This window comes from Prosthecobacter sp. (assembly GCF_044227185.1).
GTDB lineage: Bacteria > Verrucomicrobiota > Verrucomicrobiia > Verrucomicrobiales > Verrucomicrobiaceae > Prosthecobacter.
On sequence record NZ_JBGAFO010000010.1, the window covers coordinates 227,607 to 244,226 of the forward strand.

Annotated in this window: 11 protein-coding genes; 6 read left to right on the plus strand and 5 right to left on the minus strand. The window is 62.3% G+C overall.

Annotated elements, in window-relative coordinates:
- The first annotated feature begins 6 nt into the window (after window positions 1-6).
- Both ACILSQ_RS22675 and ACILSQ_RS22680 read left to right on the plus strand, forming a co-directional pair.
- Window positions 7-1,026 carry an SAM-dependent methyltransferase gene (locus ACILSQ_RS22675; RefSeq protein ID WP_395745953.1) on the plus strand — a complete coding sequence of 340 codons (1,020 nt, stop codon included), beginning with the start codon at window positions 7-9 and terminating at the stop codon, window positions 1,024-1,026.
- Between the two features lie 100 nt (window positions 1,027-1,126).
- Window positions 1,127-1,786 carry a hypothetical protein gene (locus tag ACILSQ_RS22680; protein ID WP_395745954.1) on the plus strand — a complete coding sequence of 220 codons (660 nt, stop codon included), beginning with the start codon at window positions 1,127-1,129 and terminating at the stop codon, window positions 1,784-1,786.
- Between the two features lie 31 nt (window positions 1,787-1,817).
- Here the strand turns inward: ACILSQ_RS22680 and ACILSQ_RS22685 are convergent, their stop codons facing one another.
- The gene (locus ACILSQ_RS22685; RefSeq protein ID WP_395745955.1) at window positions 1,818-3,791 is read right to left on the minus strand and encodes an amidophosphoribosyltransferase; all 1,974 of its coding nucleotides are present in this window, start codon (window positions 3,789-3,791) and stop codon (window positions 1,818-1,820) included.
- 334 nt (window positions 3,792-4,125) lie between these two features.
- Here ACILSQ_RS22685 and ACILSQ_RS22690 point away from each other — a divergent pair, with 334 nt between their 5' ends.
- Together ACILSQ_RS22690 and ACILSQ_RS22695 are read left to right on the plus strand one after the other, a co-directional pair.
- Complete coding sequence (locus ACILSQ_RS22690) at window positions 4,126-5,406, plus strand: PQQ-dependent sugar dehydrogenase (protein WP_395745956.1); 1,281 nt, start codon at window positions 4,126-4,128, stop codon at window positions 5,404-5,406.
- Window positions 5,407-5,457: 51 nt separating this feature from the next.
- The gene (locus tag ACILSQ_RS22695) at window positions 5,458-6,855 is read left to right on the plus strand and encodes a sulfatase (protein ID WP_395745957.1); all 1,398 of its coding nucleotides are present in this window, start codon (window positions 5,458-5,460) and stop codon (window positions 6,853-6,855) included.
- 7 nt (window positions 6,856-6,862) lie between these two features.
- Here the strand turns inward: ACILSQ_RS22695 and ACILSQ_RS22700 are convergent, their stop codons facing one another.
- Window positions 6,863-7,390, minus strand: a complete 528-nt coding sequence (locus ACILSQ_RS22700) for a heavy-metal-associated domain-containing protein (RefSeq protein ID WP_395745958.1) — start codon at window positions 7,388-7,390, stop codon at window positions 6,863-6,865.
- Window positions 7,391-7,402: 12 nt separating this feature from the next.
- Window positions 7,403-8,806 carry a DUF1501 domain-containing protein gene (locus tag ACILSQ_RS22705; RefSeq protein WP_395745959.1) on the minus strand — a complete coding sequence of 468 codons (1,404 nt, stop codon included), beginning with the start codon at window positions 8,804-8,806 and terminating at the stop codon, window positions 7,403-7,405.
- Between the two features lie 86 nt (window positions 8,807-8,892).
- On the opposite strand from ACILSQ_RS22705, the gene ACILSQ_RS22710 reads away from it, so the two are divergent.
- Window positions 8,893-11,529 carry a M1 family aminopeptidase gene (locus ACILSQ_RS22710; protein WP_395745960.1) on the plus strand — a complete coding sequence of 879 codons (2,637 nt, stop codon included), beginning with the start codon at window positions 8,893-8,895 and terminating at the stop codon, window positions 11,527-11,529.
- 82 nt (window positions 11,530-11,611) lie between these two features.
- Here the strand turns inward: ACILSQ_RS22710 and ACILSQ_RS22715 are convergent, their stop codons facing one another.
- Entirely contained in the window at window positions 11,612-14,527 is a 2,916-nt protein-coding gene (locus ACILSQ_RS22715; protein ID WP_395745961.1) for a tetratricopeptide repeat protein, read from the minus strand.
- A 293-nt stretch (window positions 14,528-14,820) separates the two neighbouring features.
- On the opposite strand from ACILSQ_RS22715, the gene ACILSQ_RS22720 reads away from it, so the two are divergent.
- A complete protein-coding gene (locus ACILSQ_RS22720; protein ID WP_395745962.1) occupies window positions 14,821-15,192 on the plus strand; it encodes a metallopeptidase family protein in 372 nt (123 codons plus the stop codon).
- A gap of 325 nt (window positions 15,193-15,517) precedes the next feature.
- Here the strand turns inward: ACILSQ_RS22720 and ACILSQ_RS22725 are convergent, their stop codons facing one another.
- On the minus strand, window positions 15,518-15,856 hold the full coding sequence (locus ACILSQ_RS22725; protein WP_395745963.1) for a toprim domain-containing protein: 339 nt from the start codon (window positions 15,854-15,856) through the stop codon (window positions 15,518-15,520).
- Between the last annotated feature and the right edge of the window lie 764 nt (window positions 15,857-16,620).

Below are 16,620 nucleotides of genomic sequence, written 5' to 3' on the forward strand. Positions count from 1 at the left end.
CGAAGCGTGCACCTTTTCCTTGCTGATCCTGACACCGCGCCGTTCCTCGCCGATGAACTGCGCCGTGCTGCACCGGACGCCGTGCAGCGGGAGGTCCAGGGCCTGGGCATCGCTGCAGATGTGCCGCTCGAAGGGCTGCTGCTCGCCTTTGCACGGCAGACGCTGCCCGCTGCCACGGAGATTCACGCCGCCTCCATCAATGCCTGGGCAGATCGGATCATCGAAGCCTGCGCAGGCCTGTTTCCCGATGATCAAAGCTGGCGCCTGCACCTCTGGCCCCAGTATGGCGAAGGCAAGGCCGGGCTGCATCGCTGCGAACTGATTCGAAACAGCCTGGTGGAGCGCCTGAAAAAACGTCGCAGAAAACTGCTGCGCTCCTTGATCGACTCCGAGGCTGTCTTTGATGCGCAAACATCCCTGGTGCAGTGCATTCTCACCTCGCCGGAGACCGGGTGGCTCTCGGCCGCGCCCGCACCGCAGGCCTATGCGCTGCGCACTTTGATCTCCAGCTTCCCGCGCGGCGAAGTGCCGCTGGCCGATGACAAAAGCGCCCCCTCCCGCGCCTTCACGAAACTCGTTGAGTCAGAGCAGCGCCTGGGCCGCTGGATCGAGCGCGGCCAGACCTGCGTGGACCTCGGCGCCTCTCCGGGAAGCTGGAGCTATGTGCCCATCCAGCGCGGAGCCAGCGTCATCGCCATCGACCGCTCCGAACTGCGCGAGGACCTGATGCGCAATCCACGTCTGCACTTTGAAGCCGCCGATGCCTTCAAGTACAAGCCCCCGCACACCGTGGACTGGCTCGTGTGCGATGTCATCGCCGCGCCGCAGCGAAGCATCGACCTCCTGCTGGAATGGCTGCGCGAGAAGCGCATGCGCAATTTCGTCGTGACCATCAAGTTCAAAGGCCACGACGAATACCCGCTGCTCGACATTCTCAAGCACGAAGCTCCGCCGCTCTGCGCGGAGTTTCACCTCACACGCCTCTGCGCCAACAAAAACGAAGTGTGCGCGTTTGGGATCGTGTGAAAAATTCTGAATAGCCGGATTCAGGACTCCGTCTGAGCCCCTCGTAGTGATTTTGCCTTGCCTCAAAATCCGCCCGCATGCTATCTCGTCACCCGCAACCATGAAGCTCTTCATCACTTTTGTCCTCGGCGCGCTCACCGGCGCATCTCTGTTGTGGTTTGGATTCCGAAAAGAGGTCGTGACAATCAACAACAGACTGGTGGTGGTGGACCGCTTCTCCGGAAAGGCGAACCGGATTTTTGTCTCCTATCTGGAGGCGGAGCAGTTGGAGCGAGCCGAGGCCAGACGGATTGAAGATCTGGATAAAAATGGAACAACGAGTGCCGCGGCAGAAGCGGGGCCGGCCGCCAAGGTTCCGGAATGGCGTGAACTTACTGAGTCGGAAATCAAGCAGTTGGAATTCGACTGGCACATCAACCCCCATGCCAATACCGGCGCCATCGAGTTCACCTGTCACAATCCGTTCGAACGGCAGGTGAGAATCGAGAAGGTGCGGGTTTACATTCCTCCCAAGGAAGGGCATGCGGCGCTCACCCGTGACTATGCGCTGCAGAACATGTGCCCGGCTTTGACCGATGTGGACGGAAGAATTTCATCGATCAACATGCCGTCAGATCAGTTTTATCAACTGGTGGACGATCCTCCACCGCAACGCACTTCGTCAGAGGATCCGTTCGGTGCCGGAGGCAGGCCGGCGCAGACCAAATCGCGGAAGCTGGTGGGCACGATCACACTGGTTCGCGCCTTGATTCAGAACTGATGTCCGTGCCCTCGGTGCAAAAGACCCGGCCTCACAGCAGCGCCTCATGCGCCCGGCCGTCCTTGGCTTCGCAGTAGAGGATGAAGGACTGGTTCACCACGGAAAAGCCGCCGGGGGTGGGGTAGTCTCCGCTGAAGTACCAGTCGCCGTATTCGGCGCCGAGGGCCGAGTGCAGGCCCGGGATGCTCTGGTAGATCACCTCCACGGTGCCATGCCACGGCGTGTCTTCCGGGCTGATCATCTGGGCGATGCGTTCCGAGATCTCCTCATCGGTGAAGGGCGCATAGATGGCCTTCACGGCATTCCGCATCTCCTCCTTGGGCTTTTTCATCTCCGCCTTGCAGGCGTGGTAGGTCTGATCCACCACATGGTACATGCCCCGTGAGCGCAGCAGCGAAATGGCGGCCTGGAAGGCGATGAACTTGCCCAGCTCCGCCATGTCGATGCCGTAGCAGTCCGGATAGCGGATCTGCGGCGCGGTGGAGCACACGATGATGCGCTTCGGATTGGTGCGCGCGAGGATGCGCAGCAGGCTTTTCTTCAGCGTGGTGCCGCGGACGATGGAGTCGTCGATGACCACGAGGTTGTCCTTCGGCGTCACCACGCCGTAGGTGATGTCATAGCTGCCGGACACCAGCGCATCACGCCCCGTTTCCTGGGCGATGAAGGTTCGCATCTTGATGTCCTTCAGCGCGATTTTCTCCGCGCGCGGCCAGTTCCGCAGCACGAGGTCGTCGAGCTTGGCCTCGTCCATTTCCCCGCGTTTGATCATTTCCATCAGGGCGTCTTTGACGACCACCCGGCGGCTTTTGCGCAGGCCGTCAAGGAAGCCGAAATAGGCCGTCTCCGCCGTGTTCGGGATGAAGCTGAGCACGGTGTGCTCAAAGTCATTGTCGATGGCCTTCACGACCTGCGGCACAAGCTGCTCCCCCAGCGCCTTGCGCTGGTGGTAGATTTGCGAATCATTTCCCCGGGAAAAATAGATGCACTCAAAGGAGCAGGGCTTGAACTCGCGCGGCTGGGTGAAGGGCTTGATGGTCATGCCGCCGTCCGCCTTGATCACCGCCACATGCGCGGGAGGCAGCTCGTGGATGTCGTTTTCATTGACGCCAAAAACCGACATCAAAGCCACGCGTTCGGAGGCGATGGTGAAAATCTCATCGTTTTCGTAGTAGTGGCAGGGGCGGATGCCGCTGGGGTCGCGCATGGCGAAGAGGTCGCCGTTGCCGATGACGCCGACGATGCTGTAGCCACCGTCCCAGCGCCTGGCCGATTCTTTGACCACGGCCGTCACATCCAGCTTTTCGCTGATGAACTGGGGAATTTTCTCGCCGGGAATGCCGGAGTCGCGCAGGTCGTGGTACAGCTTGGTGTGCGCCTCGTCGAGCTGGAAGCCGATTTCCTCCAGAACGCTCTGGGTATCCGTGCCAAAGACGGGGTGCTGCCCGCGCTTCATCATCACCTCATTGAGTTCGCGGGTGTTGGTGAGGTTGAAATTCCCCATCACCATCAGGGTGCGCGTGGGCCAGGTGGTGCGGCGCATGTAGGGATGCAGGCAGCCTTTGCCAAAGTCGCCGCTGGTGCCATAGCGCAGATGGCCGATGTAAATCTCCCCGGCCATCTCAAACTCGCGCTTGATGGCCTCGGGATCGTCCTCAAACGACACGAACTCCTTCCCTTCCTGGTCGCGTTCGTCCTTGCGCTGCTTGTCGATCCGGCGGGCGATGCGCTTGAACTCTTTGCGCTCATCATCAAACACCTGGGCGATGCGCTCCACACTCTCCGTGCTGCGCATGCGGAACATGTAGGGCAGGCCCGCCGGCATGCCCAGTTTGCTGCAGCCAATACCCATGCCGTCCTGCCCGCGGTTGCGCTGCTTGGTCATGATGGCCTGCAGGGCGTCAAAGCCGTAAAGGGCGTTGCCGTATTTTTGATAAAAATATCCCAGCGGCTTTTTCAGCCGCACCACTGCAATGCCGCACTCGTGACTGATAGGGTCGCTCATCGTAAAGGAGCGCGCACCTTTGGCATGCGGCGGAAGGAGTGCAAGACGTGGAAAAAGTTTCTCATAGGGTGCCCCTGCTGCTATCATACGAGCGCAACTCCTATCTGCGCGCCAAAACCTCTCCCTCGGAACAAATCTCAGGCCTGATCTGACCGTAAGGGCCCCGTGGATGCTCGCCCGCGACCGTGGTCACGGCCGGTTCAATTTCCAACCGCGAATGTAACCATAAACACAGGGCGCCAGCCACCCGCCCAGACCATTCTTCAGCCCGATTCTTGATCACCCCCAGCATGGCATGGTCCATGCACCCACTGCAGGCCACACCCCTTTCCCGATGAAAACCCTCCCCTCTCCAAATCTCAGGCTGCCCGCTCTGGCACTGACAGCCGTCTTGATATACAGCGCCGGCTATCCGGCCATTCCCGATGCCGTCCCGGCAATGCCCGTCCCCACAGTGCCTGAAATCCCGCCCCTGCAGATTCCCGAGGAACCCATGCCGGGCATCGTCCTGCGCAAGCTGGCCTTTGACCGGGAATTCGACTCCCCGGTGATGCTGGCCTCCCTGCCGGATGCCAGCGGGGAGCAGGTCATCGCCATGCAGCGCGGTGAATTCTGCGCCGTGCGGCTTGATGGCAGCGGCCAGTGGCGGCCCTTCCTCGATTTCCGCGCAAAAATGAAAGGCATCGTGCTTTTTGAGGAAGGGGTGCATGGCATCGCCTTTCATCCCCGCTTTGCCGAGAACCGCCTGTTTTACCTCAGCTACTCCCAAAACGAGCCCCGCCGGACGGTGATCAGCGAGATGCGCGCCACTGGTGCCAAGGACTCCACGCCCGATGCCCTGCCAGAAACGGAGCGCGTGCTTCTGGAGATCCCCCAGCCTCTGGCGGACCACTGGGGCGGCCACATCGCCTTCGGCCCGGACGGCTGCCTCTACATCGCCCTGGGGGATGGCGGCCTGCGTGATGACCCCTACCGCCTGGCGCAGAACCCCTGGGTGCTGCATGGCAAAATCCTCCGCATTGACGTGAATGGTCGCAGCGGCAGCCTGCCCTACGCCATTCCCGCGGACAATCCTTTCGTGAAGTCACAGACCGTGCGTCCTGAGATCTTTGCGCTCGGCTTCCGCAACCCCTGGGGGCTCTCGTTTGACGCCCGCTCCGGCCAGCTCTGGTGCGCGGATGTGGGCCAGGACCTGTGGGAGGAGATCAACCGTGTGGAAAGCGGCGCCAACTATGGCTGGAGCGACCGGGACGGCCCCATGAAAAGCGCCTTTCACAAAGACAGCTACCTTCCAGACACCGCCACCACGGATCCAGTTCATGCCTACACCCGCATGCGGGGAGAGGGCATCTGCATCGTCGGCGGCCTGCTGTATCGCGGGCGGAAGCTGCCCCAGCTCGATGGTGCCTTCATCTTTGCCGACTGGGGCTACGGTACTATCTGGGCGCTGGGTATCAATCCCGCCAGCGGCCAGCCTTCCCGCCGCAGCGTACTGCACCGCAAGGACCCGGAACACCGGTTCAATCCCACGCTAGTCACGGCCGATGTCGATGGCGAACCCGTGCTGCTCTCCCAGGATGGCGCGCTCTATCGCCTCGAGAAGGATGATGACTGAGCGGAGGTTTTCGCCGCAAGACCCTGGCCATGGCCGCGTTCAAGGCGGGCCATGATTCGTTTCTTCGCCCTGTTCCTGCTGCTCAGTTCCGCCGCTTTCGCCCAAAAAAAGCCCGACGTGCTCTTCATCGCCGTCGATGATCTGAACGACTGGACCACCTACCTCGGCGGCCATCCGCAGACGAAGACGCCCAACATCGACCGCCTGGTGGCGCGCGGCATGGCCTTTACCAATGCCCACTGCGCCGCCCCGGCGTGCAATCCCTCCCGCGCCGCCCTCATGAGCGGTCTGCGCCCATGGCAGACCGGCGTCTATACCAACAACGATCCGGCCCAGGACGTGCTCAAGGACGTGGTCACCATCAACCGCCACTTCCTCGCCAACGGCTACAACACCCTCGGCGGCGGCAAAATCTACCACGGCTACGGCAGCGAAGGACGCACCGACTCATGGACGAAATGGGAAGGCCTCTTTCCCACCATCAACGACCACGACGCGAACAAGAACGGCCTCGACCGCGGCCATTTTGACTGGGGCGCGGTGACGGCGAAGACGGAAGAAATGGGCGATTACAAGTCCACGAACTGGGCCATCGACCAGCTGAAAAACGCACCCGCGGACAAGCCGCTCTTCCTCGCGCTCGGCTACATCAAGCCGCACCTGCCCTGGTATGTGCCGCAGGAGTACTACGACCGCTTTCCCCTGGCCGACATCAAGCTGCCGGTGACGAAGGAACTTGACCTGGACGACATCCCCAAGATGGGTGTGAAAATGGCCGGACCGGAGGGCGACCACGCCGCCGTGGTAAAAGCAGATCAGTGGAAAAAGGCGGTGCAGGCCTACCTGGCCACCATCTCCTTTCTTGATGACCAGGTCGGCCGCCTCCTCGACGGGCTGGATCAAAGCCCGCGCAAGGACAAGACCATCATCGTGTGGTGGACGGACCATGGCTGGAACCTCGGCGAGAAGGAGCACTGGCGGAAGTTTGCCCTGTGGGAGGAAACCACCCGCACCTCCATGGCCATCATCGCTCCCGGCGTGACCAAGGCGGGCAGCACCTGTGCCGCCCCGGTCGATTATATGAACATGTATCCCACCGTCTGTGAACTCACCGGCCTGCCTGTGCCGGAACATGTCAAAGGCGCCAGCCTCATGCCCTTGCTCAAAGATCCCGCCGCGAAGTGGGACGGCGTGGCCGTCTGCACCCATGGCAAAGGGAACCATGCCGTGCGCGACGCGAACTGGCGCTACATCCGCTATGCCGATGGCAGCGAGGAATTGTACGATCACAGCAAAGACCCGTATGAGTGGACCAATCTCGCCGGCGCGGTGGGCATGAGCGACACCAAGGCCCGGCTCGCCGCGGCCCTGCCCAAAGAGGAGGTCAAAGCGACCAATGCCGGGAAGAAAAAAGGCGAAGGCAAAGGGAAGAAAAAGAAGGCGGAGTGACGCGGCCCTACCCCTCCTGCGCCAGCTTGAACTTCACCCCCTGCTTGCCGGCGGCCTCCATCCATTGGCCGAAGCTCCAGCCCTGCGGGCCCGCTTTCTTCTTGTCCGCCTCCAGGGGCAGGAAGTGCACCGTCAGGTCCCCGGCGCCTTTGTCCATCACCTCCAGTTTCAGAAACTTTTTCCATTCGGCAAAGAGGCCTTCCACCTTTGCCGCATTTTTTGCGAAGTCCGCCACCTTGAGCTTAAGCGCTGCCACATAGGGCGTGCCGTGCAGCGGATAGGCCTCCCGCACCGCCTGGGCAATCTGCTGGTCGCTCACCACTGCGGGGTCAAACGTGACATTCGCGTAGCCGTCGATGACCTGGACCACCATCACCTCAGAGACGCCCTTCGTTCCCGCGACGGACTGCTGCACCATGTACACGCAGCTCCCGCACTCGATGCCCGAGACATAAAATGTACGTGTGACGAGCTCCGCAGCCTGCAACCGGGACACAGCGGGAAGAAGAGCGAGAAGGAGAAGAAGGGAACGCATGGAAGAAAACTTTTAAACAAGACCGCGGATCGGCTCGCCCCGCGTCAGCACATTGAGCAGTCCAGGGGGCAGACCATCGGTCACGCGGGCCTCGCCCACATCCACCAGTGTGTGCATGATGGTGGCGATCAGATCGGGGATCGTGACGGGCTCGGAGGCAGGCTCGCCACCATTGCGCGCGGACTGGCCGATCACCTGGCCCATCTTCAAACCGCCCCCATAGATCATGAGCGGCGCCAGGCCGCCCCAGTGGTCGCGTCCGCCCTTGACGTTGAGCTTGGGCGAGCGGCCCATCTCCCCGCAGCAGACGAGCATGATTTTGTCCCGCAGGCCGCGTGACTCGATGTCTTCGATCAAGGCGGAGACCGCATGGTCAAACGGCCGCCCCACATACTCCATGCCGGTGCGGCAGGGGGCGTTGTTGTTGTCGGCGTGCATGTCCCACACAAAGCTGGTGGTCACGGTGACGAAGCCGCAGCCGCGCTCGCAGAGGCGCCGCGCCATCAGCAGCAGCTTCCCCAGGGTGGCGGCGTTGTCGGCGTAGTGCTCGCGGTTGTTCCACTGCGTGCTGATGCGCTCTTTGGGCAGCAGCGGCGCGGTGTCATAGCGGGCGACCAGGCGCGGGTCCTCCTTGGAAAGATCAAACGCATCGGACACACCACGCCGCAGCACATCGAAGGCGAGCGATTGAAACTCCGAGGCGCCGCCGATGGCTTCGCTGCCGTCCATTTCACGCTGCCATCGATCCAGGGAGGTCAGCAATGTGCGGCGGTCATCCAGCCGCGCCTGCGGCAGGCTCAGGGTCATGTCTGCCTGCGCTCCGCTGCCCGTGCCGGGCACAAAGGGCTTGTAAGTCGCGCCAAACTCCCCGCTGGAGGTGAAGTCGCCGAACTGCTTGATCACGGGTCCCGCGGTGGCTGCAACCGCCTGCGGAAACAGCGCCACGTTCGTCGGCATCGCGCTGCTCTTGCGCAGAGGTCCCGCCATTCTGGAGTAGAGCGAACCCAGATTCGCCTTCATCGTGTCCTTGCCCACAATGGTCTTGATGTCGTGCACTGCATCACCCGTGACGAAGGAACGCACGATGCTGAACTTGTCCGCCAGCTTCGCCAGCCGCTCAAAGGTGCTGCCAAAGGTCACGCCCGGCAGCCTGGTTTTGATCTCGCCCGTGACGCTGCGGATCTCCGACGGCGCGTCCATCTTCGGATCAAAGGTCTCAAACTGCGACGGTCCGCCGTGCATGAAGAGAAAGATGACCGACTTGTCCTTGATGAGTGATTTTTTACCCGCACCCAGCGCTTTGAGCGCCAGCAGATCGCCCAGGCCAAGGCCGCCCAGCCCCAGTCCGCCGATGCGCAGGAAGTCCCGCCTCTGCAGGCGTGAGGGGCCCTGGCTGTGATCGGAGAAAGTGAGCATGGCTCTGCCAAATACGCAGCAGAGGAGCTCGTCCTTCCCGATTGTGCTTGCCACCCGGCACCGGGTTCGGGATGCTCCGCGCCATCATGCGCCTCCATTCCCTCCTTCTTGCCGCCGCATTGCTGACCCTCAGCGCCGCCGCCGACTCCATCGAATGCCGGCATTGCGACAAGCATTTCCTGCCGCAGCCGCTGAAGCTCATTCCCGGGCGAAAGTATGCGCGTGACCGGCGGGCGGACATTTTGCACGTGAAGCTGGATGTGACGCCGGATTTTACCAAACGCACGGTGGCTGGCACGGCGACGCTGCGCTTCAAACCGATCGCGCTGCCGCTGGAGAAGCTGGAGCTGGATGCGGTGGATTTGAAGATCGCCGCCATCAGCGCCGAGGGCGCCGAGGTAGCGGAGCATCAGGTCACGAATGACAAGCTCATCATCACCTTTGCCAAGGCGATTGCACCCGATGCGGAAACCACGGTGGCCATCACCTACTCCGCCGCACAGCCGGAGCATGGGCTCTATTTCCGCACGCCGGAGATGGGCTACAAGCAGGGTGACACGCAGGTCTGGAGCCAGGGGGAGGCGGAGGAGCACCGCTTTTGGTTCCCCAGCTACGACTATCCCAACGAGCGCTTCACCAGCGAAGTCATCTGCCACGTGCCCAAGGGCATGCAGGTCATTTCCAACGGCACGCTGCAAAGCGAAAAGCCCGGCGACAAGGGTCTCGTGACCTTCCACTGGCTGCAGGACAAGCCGCATGTGAACTACCTCATCGCCATGGCAGCCGGGTACTTCCACCGCCTGGAAGACAAGGCGGGCAAGCTGCCGCTGGCCATGCTGGTGCCCCCATCCTACAAGGCGCAGGCGGCCAACGCCTTTGCCGACACCCGCAAGATCATTGAGTTCTACCAAAAGGAAATCGGCGTGCCCTTTGCCTGGGACAAGTACTACCAGGTCTATTGCCTCGACTTCATCGCAGGCGGCATGGAAAACACGAGTTGCACCTTTGAGGCCGCCGACATGCTCTTCAACAGCGACACCGAGCAACTGCGCTCCCTGCACGGACTTGATGCGCATGAAACCGCGCATCAGTGGTTTGGTGATCTGGTGACATGCCGTGACTGGTCGCACCTGTGGCTGAACGAAGGCTTTGCCACCTATTACACCGTCCTCTATGAGGAGCAGAAATCAGGCACAGACGGGATGAAGCATGCCCTGTGGAAGGAGGCGCAGGAGGTTTTTCAGGCAAATGACACGCGGCCTATCGTATGGCGTGACTACGGGGACCCGATGCAGCAGTTTGACTCGCGCGCCTACCCGAAAGGCGCCTGGGTGCTGCACATGCTGCGCAGCCAGCTTGGAGCGGACCTGTACCGCAAATGCATCCACACCTACCTTGATCGTTATCGCAGCAGCATCGTCCGCACCGAGGATCTGCAAGATGTGGTCGAAGAAGTGAGCGGACTGTCGTTTGACCAGTTCTTCGACCAGTGGCTGCACCATGGCGGCGTGCCGGAGCTGAAGATCGACTACGCCTGGGATGCCGGATCAAAGCAGGCGAAGATCACCGTGCGGCAGACGCAGAAGCTCAGCGAGCAGGTGCGCCTCTTTCGCCTCCCGCTGCCACTCGGCTTTTCCATTCCGGGGCAAAAGGAAATGCTGCGCTTTAAAGCCGACGTCAGCAAGGACGTGGAGGACTTTTACTTTCACCTGCCTGCGCAGCCGGAGCTTCTGCGCATTGATCCTGACTACACCGTGCTCGCCAAGATCGCCTTCACACCCCAGGGCCCGATGCTCGACAAGCAACTGAAGTCCGATGTCATCGGCCGGATGCTCGCCATCAGCACGCTTGATGGCAGGCACATCGACACTTTGGGCAAAGCTCTGCGCGAGGATGCCTTTTACTCTGTGCGTGTCGAGGCGGCGAAGGCGCTCGCGAGGATCTCAGAACCAGAAGCCCGCAAGGCGCTGATCGCAGGCAGCAGCGGACAGAGCGATGCTCGCGTACGCAAGGCCGTGGTGCAGGCGCTGGCCGCGCTCAACACCGAAGAGTCTCAGGAGACTTTGTGGAAGATGGCGCAGAGCGAGAAAAACCCCGACATCCTCGTCAGCATCATTGAGTCCTGGGGAGCGCGGCCGGGAAATGCGGACGTCGCCGCCGCGCTGCGCACGCATCTGGCCGGCAGCAGTTTCCACAACGCGGTGCAGGTGGCAGCCGTACGCGCGCTGCGTGCGCAGGATGACGAAGCCGCCGTGCCCGAGGTGCTGGCGCGCCTGCCTGCACTCAACGATCTGCGCGGCCGCGATGCAGGCAGCGTGTTTGACGCCATCGCCTTTCTCGCCAGACGCCCCACCAACTCTCATCGCGATGCTGTGCGTGAGTTTCTCACCGCCAAACTCAACGATCCGCGCGCGGGATGGCGCATCGCCAGCGCCAGGGCTCTGGGGACACTGCGGGATCCCAAAGCTCTGGCGGTGCTGGAACCGATGATCGCTGGGGGCAATGAACACATCGATCCGGTGCGCGAGGCGGCGGCCAAGGCGGTGCAGGATATTCGCGCGAGCCTGGAAAGTCCGGTGGATTTGAAGAAGCTGTGGGACAAGGTGCAGCAACTGCAGAAGCAAGCGGAGGCGCAGGAGAAGGAGCTGGAGACTTTGAAGAAGAAGGGGGAGGCGCAGAATTCCGCGAAGCAGGCCGGGGGAAATCCAAAGGCGGCGAAGTGATTTTTCATGATGGTGGCGTCCGATTTCACCTAAATTTTGAGGGTGAAAAAGGGCGCACTTTTGTGTCGGATTCGGCAATGAATCATTCCGACGGGGCGGGCAGGACGGAAATCAAATCGTGCCTTGCGGTTTGGAGGATCACGGGATGACCGGGGGTCTTCCACCCCATGGGCGTGCCGATGGTTTTCTGCCGCAGCTTGTAAGCGTGGAGCAGGGAGCCGGTGGAGACGTCTCTTCTGACGAGCAGGTCCGGGTATTTCAGGTGCCAGGGGCTCATGGACGGCGGAACAGCGGCGGGGGCTTCTGACAGGGGTTTGATTTCGAGGCCGTCCGCTGTGCGGTGGAGCTGGCAAAAGGCGCCGCAACTGTCGATGACCGCGGTATCGGGGCTGGACCATGAGGCCACATAAGGGAGGGCCCGCCGCAGCTTCACCGAGGTTTGGAAGACGGCGGTTTCGAAACTTTCCGACCCGTCCATCCATGCGACGCCCATCTGGAACGGCTTGTGGTAACCCGTGGAGGAGAGCAGAGACATGAAGACGACGGCGCTGCCGTCAGGGGAGAGCTCGACGTTCGCTGCGACAAAGGGAACTTTGGCCTGGGCGCAGTCCTGCAAGCGGGCGGGCGGCTGCGTGCCGCAGGGGACCAGGAAGATGCGTCCTTCGGGAGTCTGGGACTGCGGCTGAGGCTGAAAGAGACGGACGGCGTCCGGGTCGAGCATGAACACGCGGTCCCGCTCGGTGATCTGCGGGTCCGCGAGGTGCAGGCGTTCGACCCAGGGAGTTTTGGAGGTGTCAAACACGACCAGATGACCCCGGCCGCAGAGGGCGGCGCGGGGAAATGTTTCGGCCAGAAACCATGAGGTTATCGGAAAGGCGAGACTGGCCACCTGCTGGTGATCGAGGAGCGGCGGCGGCGCGGGGGCAGCCACCGGCTTTTGGGAGTCAATCACCGGCGGATGGAGGGAGAAGCGCACGGGCCTGCCCCAATGGACAGCGCCGGTGCGTGGAGAGCGCAGCACGGCGGAGATCCAGCCTGCGGCGGGCAGGTCTTTGCACTCGATGGAACCGCTGAGGCCCGTGACGGCCAGCAAGGGGTGCAGCGTGTCGGGGAAGGTGCCCGCGAAGATTTGCAGTTCAAACGGTTCGTGCATGAAGCGAGGAACGACCTCCGTCCCCACCGGCGAGCCCGGATAATCGCGGAGATTGAGGGCGCTTCCGCTCAAGTCGAAGGCCGCACGCCAGTGCACACGCGTCGGGCGCCCGTCTCCCGGCAGGTACTCCACCCAGACGTGTGGCGTGGGGAGCCGCTCTTCCGTGGGGTCCAGAAATTCGATGCTCTTTTGAATGCGACTGGCCATGGTGGCAAAACCCGGCTCCCCACCGAGACTCAGGATGCGCGCGACATCCGCAGCCTGTGACTTCAGGCGATCCAGGTCACCGGCAGCCAGGAGGGAATCAGACAACCAGCCCGCACTCTCGGCGAGAGGATCCCAGACGGCGCTCTTCCTTTTCAGGGAGGCGTCCCAAATGTCAGCGGCCAAGGCTGCAAGGGCTGTGACGGAAGCCGAGTCCGCGTAGCGGATGGTGCGGCACAGCCAGATGAGATTGCCATTGAGCCAGCCCTGGGACTCGTGCCCTTCCTTCAGGACATGGGCGCACTGAGCCTGCCATTTTTCGACGATGCCCGGCATCATGTCCGCAGCTTCGTACTTCGCGGCGAGCACGGCGTAATAGCCGAGAAAGATGAAGGTGTATTCACCCGAGATGCTTTTGACGAGGAGCGGCAGCAGCCCCAGGATCTCATCCTTTGCGCCGGCTTTTTCCAGCCAGGGAAGCACCCGCGTGCCGATCAAAAAATGGCGCTGGCCATTCTCCAGATAACGTTTGTCTTGAAAGACGGCGCCCAGGCCCCGCGCCATGAAGGGTGCGAGGGCCTTGAGGGAGATGTTTGAGGGCTGCGCGAGCATGCACAGGCGCCAGGCGGCGCGCATCTGCGCCGCGTCGTCGAGCTTGTCGGCGAGCGCGAATGCGGTTGGTGGGAGGCTGCCGCGGAGCGCCTGCGCCATGAGGGCGCAGGAAACCAACTGCTCGTCCTTGGGGAACAGGCGGGCGTCATGCACCAGGTCATCGACGAATTCCTGCGCATCGTCTCCACGCAGGGCGAGTCGAAAGAGGGCCATGATTGAGGCATCCGGCCCGACGTCGTCCAAAGAGCCGCCCCATGCGGTCAGCGCCTTATTCACGCCGTGAGGCATGCCATCGGGATTGGCAAAGGCTTCGTTCCCCGGCTGGTTGATATTTTTGGGCCAGATGCCGCGCAACGCCATGCGAGCCAGGAGCGTGGCCGTATCAGAATGACCCGCACGTTCCGCAGTGGCCGCAGCGTCCGAAAGGCTGTCAAAACACGCGAGGAGAAGGTGGCGCTGATGCTGGAGGAGCACCTGCAGCAGGCGGTTCAGCCGCGCCAAGTTCGCAGGGTTGTCCTCGCGCGGAATGAACATGCGCACCATGTCGGCGGCGATGTTCTGCGCGGTGTTGGCCGGCGTGTTTTGCAGGGCTGCGCCCAGAGAGGAAGCCAGATCATCCATGCGCCCCGCCGCAGTGACGCGCTCCAGCCATCCGGCCTGCGGAGGAGCCAGGGCCCAGGTGAAGGCGGGTGTGTCAGCCAAGTTCGTGCGCCGGAGCGCCTCGAGAAACAGATCCACCGCCCAGCCTTCTTTTCCCACCCTGGCATAGCTGATGGCGCGGCGCAGCCAGGCTTCGGGATCGTCCTTGTTGAGCTGCAGATCCATCTGCTCCGCCGTGGCAAGCTCCTCCTCCGGCAGCTTGAGCGCACGAGCGAAGGAAGCCATGAGGTGCGCATGAGCGGCGTATTCGGCGGTCGGTTTGATCTCGGCTTTCAACCAGTCATAGATGAGGCGGCTCTGGCCGGGCCGGTGCGCCATGATGTTCACCCAGGAGTCCAGCTTTTTCTTGTCAGCGGGAGGGGTGAGCATGGCCCGGGCTTTCGGAATGGCCGCCGCGTCTGAGTCCGGAAGCCACTTGTGCTGTGCGTGCGCGCCCGAGGTCAAAAAGAAGACGAAGAGGCATCCGACACAGACACAGGCACAGCATGAATTCATGCGAAAAAGCGTAGCGGTCGCGCCGCGAGAGTGTCAACCCAACCAGGTCTAAGCAAATGGTGTAGCGCGGTGCGTGGCCGTGCAGGCTGAGGAGACGAAGAGGAAGAGGGCATGAGGGATTTGCCACGCCGACGGAGGTGATGTACAGACTGCGGCTTCACTTCAGCATGCGCTTTCCCCGCCTTCAAACCATCGCCACCGGTGTCGTCAAAGAGACGATGCTTTCGCTGCCTGCGTCCATCCGTGATGAGGCGGCGGAGTGCCGCATTGAGTTTGCTGAGATGGATGCGTTGATCGACATCGATGAGGATCTGGATCCGGATCTGCTGGGGCTGTTTGAGGGGAATGCGCGGTGTGATCCGCTGCCGGAAACGCCGGATGAGATGCCGCGCATCCGCCTTTTTCTGGACAATCTGTGGGACGAGTGCGCCGGGGATCTGGCGACGTACCGGCAGGAGGTGCGCATCACGTTTCTGCATGAGCTGGGGCACTACCTGGGGCTGGATGAGGATGAGGTGGCGGCGCTGGGGCTGGCGTGATGGTGTGAGGGGGTTAAAAACGGGGCTGCATCCGAGGAGCGGGGCGGGAGGCCGGAATTTGGGTTTTCGCTGAGGTTTGAGTTTTCGGGGGTGGGTGGGGTTTCGGGGGCGTGGGGTGGGCGTGATTGACGATTGATGAGCCATCGATTTTTGATTGTTGATTTTTGAAGCGCGGAGTTTCGGCGCGGTGGGCGGGGCGGAGGTGACGCGGCACGTGTGGCGAGGCCGGAATGCGGGGCCTACGGAGGGAGTGGTGTGTGCCTTGAAAAGCCCCCCTTTGAGCAGGTTCATGTGCTGGCAGGAAAGGGCGCGTTCCCGCGCCCCTTCAGGGCGCGGCCTTCACCCACGTGACTGTCGTGATGAAACCCAGGGCTTGTCGCTGCGCGACTGCTCCCTGGGCTGAATCCGAGCGGCCCTTCAGGCCGCGTGAGGGAGGTGGAGCGGTTTGCAGGGGGCGGCCTGGCAGCAGGCATCTGCTCATTTTTCGGCGGGCGTGGAGGGCCTGGTAGAGGGTGAGTTCGTCCACGTGGTCGAGGCCGCCGCCGGCGGGCATGCTCTGGGCGAGACGGGTGATGGCGATGCCGACGGGACGGAGGATATCCGCGATGTAGCTGGCGGTGGCCTCGCCTTCGACATCGGAGCCGAGGGCGAGGATGACCTCCACCGTGTGGAGTGTGGAGGCTGAATCCGAGCGGCCCTTCAGGCCGCGTGAGGGAGGTGGAGCGGTTTGCAGGGGCGGCGTGGCATGAATGGCGGTCGGTTAAGAGAGGGGGCCCGTGGTTGCCGAAGCGCGGCAGCAGGCACGTGTGCGGCGGAGGGTATTGCCAACGCTGCTGGCAGCCGGCAGACTGCGGCGAAGCGCTGGCTTTGCTTCCCGGTTTGCTTGCTTTAACCCAGGGTCGCCTCGCTTAGGCTCGGCTGACCCTGGGCTGCGATAGGGCGCACCTTTGGTGCTGAAGAAGCAGCCCATCTTGCGGCGGTCGTGCAGGGCCTGGTAAAGGGATCGGCAAATTCATTTTTGGCAGGGCGCGTCTTTGGAGGTTCGGTTTTGCCGCTGAGCACCGGAACTCAAGGTGGCTTGAGGGTGTGAGACGGGGAGTCACAGCGGAGGCTTTTCGTGAGTCGTCTGCACGAAGGACGCTTCCAGATTCCGGCTTCCTCCTTCGCTCTTCGAGCTACGGAGGACGAGAAAGCCGGTACTACAATACGGCGCTGGCTGGCTTCGAGTTTTGGGAGAGGCGGGGGTTCCGGAACGGGCTGCTGCGAAGCCGCGGAGCGAACCCCGAACTACGTACTCAGAAGAGCTGTCGGGAGGGGCAGAGGTGAGGAGGTGGAAGATTTCATCGGTTCTCCGCTTCTTTGCCGCTCTGCGGCCGAATGGAGTGTCCCTTCGGCTTCGAAGGGACTTGGCGGCCGACCCACTTCTCG

Coding starts and splice junctions, on each gene's coding strand:
- ACILSQ_RS22680 (WP_395745954.1), top strand. CDS start 1,127: ATGAAGCTCTTCATCACTTTTGTCCTCGGCGCGCTCACCGGCGCATCT.
- ACILSQ_RS22685 (WP_395745955.1), bottom strand. CDS start 3,791: ATGAGCGACCCTATCAGTCACGAGTGCGGCATTGCAGTGGTGCGGCTG.
- ACILSQ_RS22690 (WP_395745956.1), top strand. CDS start 4,126: ATGAAAACCCTCCCCTCTCCAAATCTCAGGCTGCCCGCTCTGGCACTG.
- ACILSQ_RS22695 (WP_395745957.1), top strand. CDS start 5,458: ATGATTCGTTTCTTCGCCCTGTTCCTGCTGCTCAGTTCCGCCGCTTTC.
- ACILSQ_RS22700 (WP_395745958.1), bottom strand. CDS start 7,390: ATGCGTTCCCTTCTTCTCCTTCTCGCTCTTCTTCCCGCTGTGTCCCGG.
- ACILSQ_RS22705 (WP_395745959.1), bottom strand. CDS start 8,806: ATGCTCACTTTCTCCGATCACAGCCAGGGCCCCTCACGCCTGCAGAGG.
- ACILSQ_RS22710 (WP_395745960.1), top strand. CDS start 8,893: ATGCGCCTCCATTCCCTCCTTCTTGCCGCCGCATTGCTGACCCTCAGC.
- ACILSQ_RS22715 (WP_395745961.1), bottom strand. CDS start 14,527: ATGCTCACCCCTCCCGCTGACAAGAAAAAGCTGGACTCCTGGGTGAAC.
- ACILSQ_RS22720 (WP_395745962.1), top strand. CDS start 14,821: ATGCGCTTTCCCCGCCTTCAAACCATCGCCACCGGTGTCGTCAAAGAG.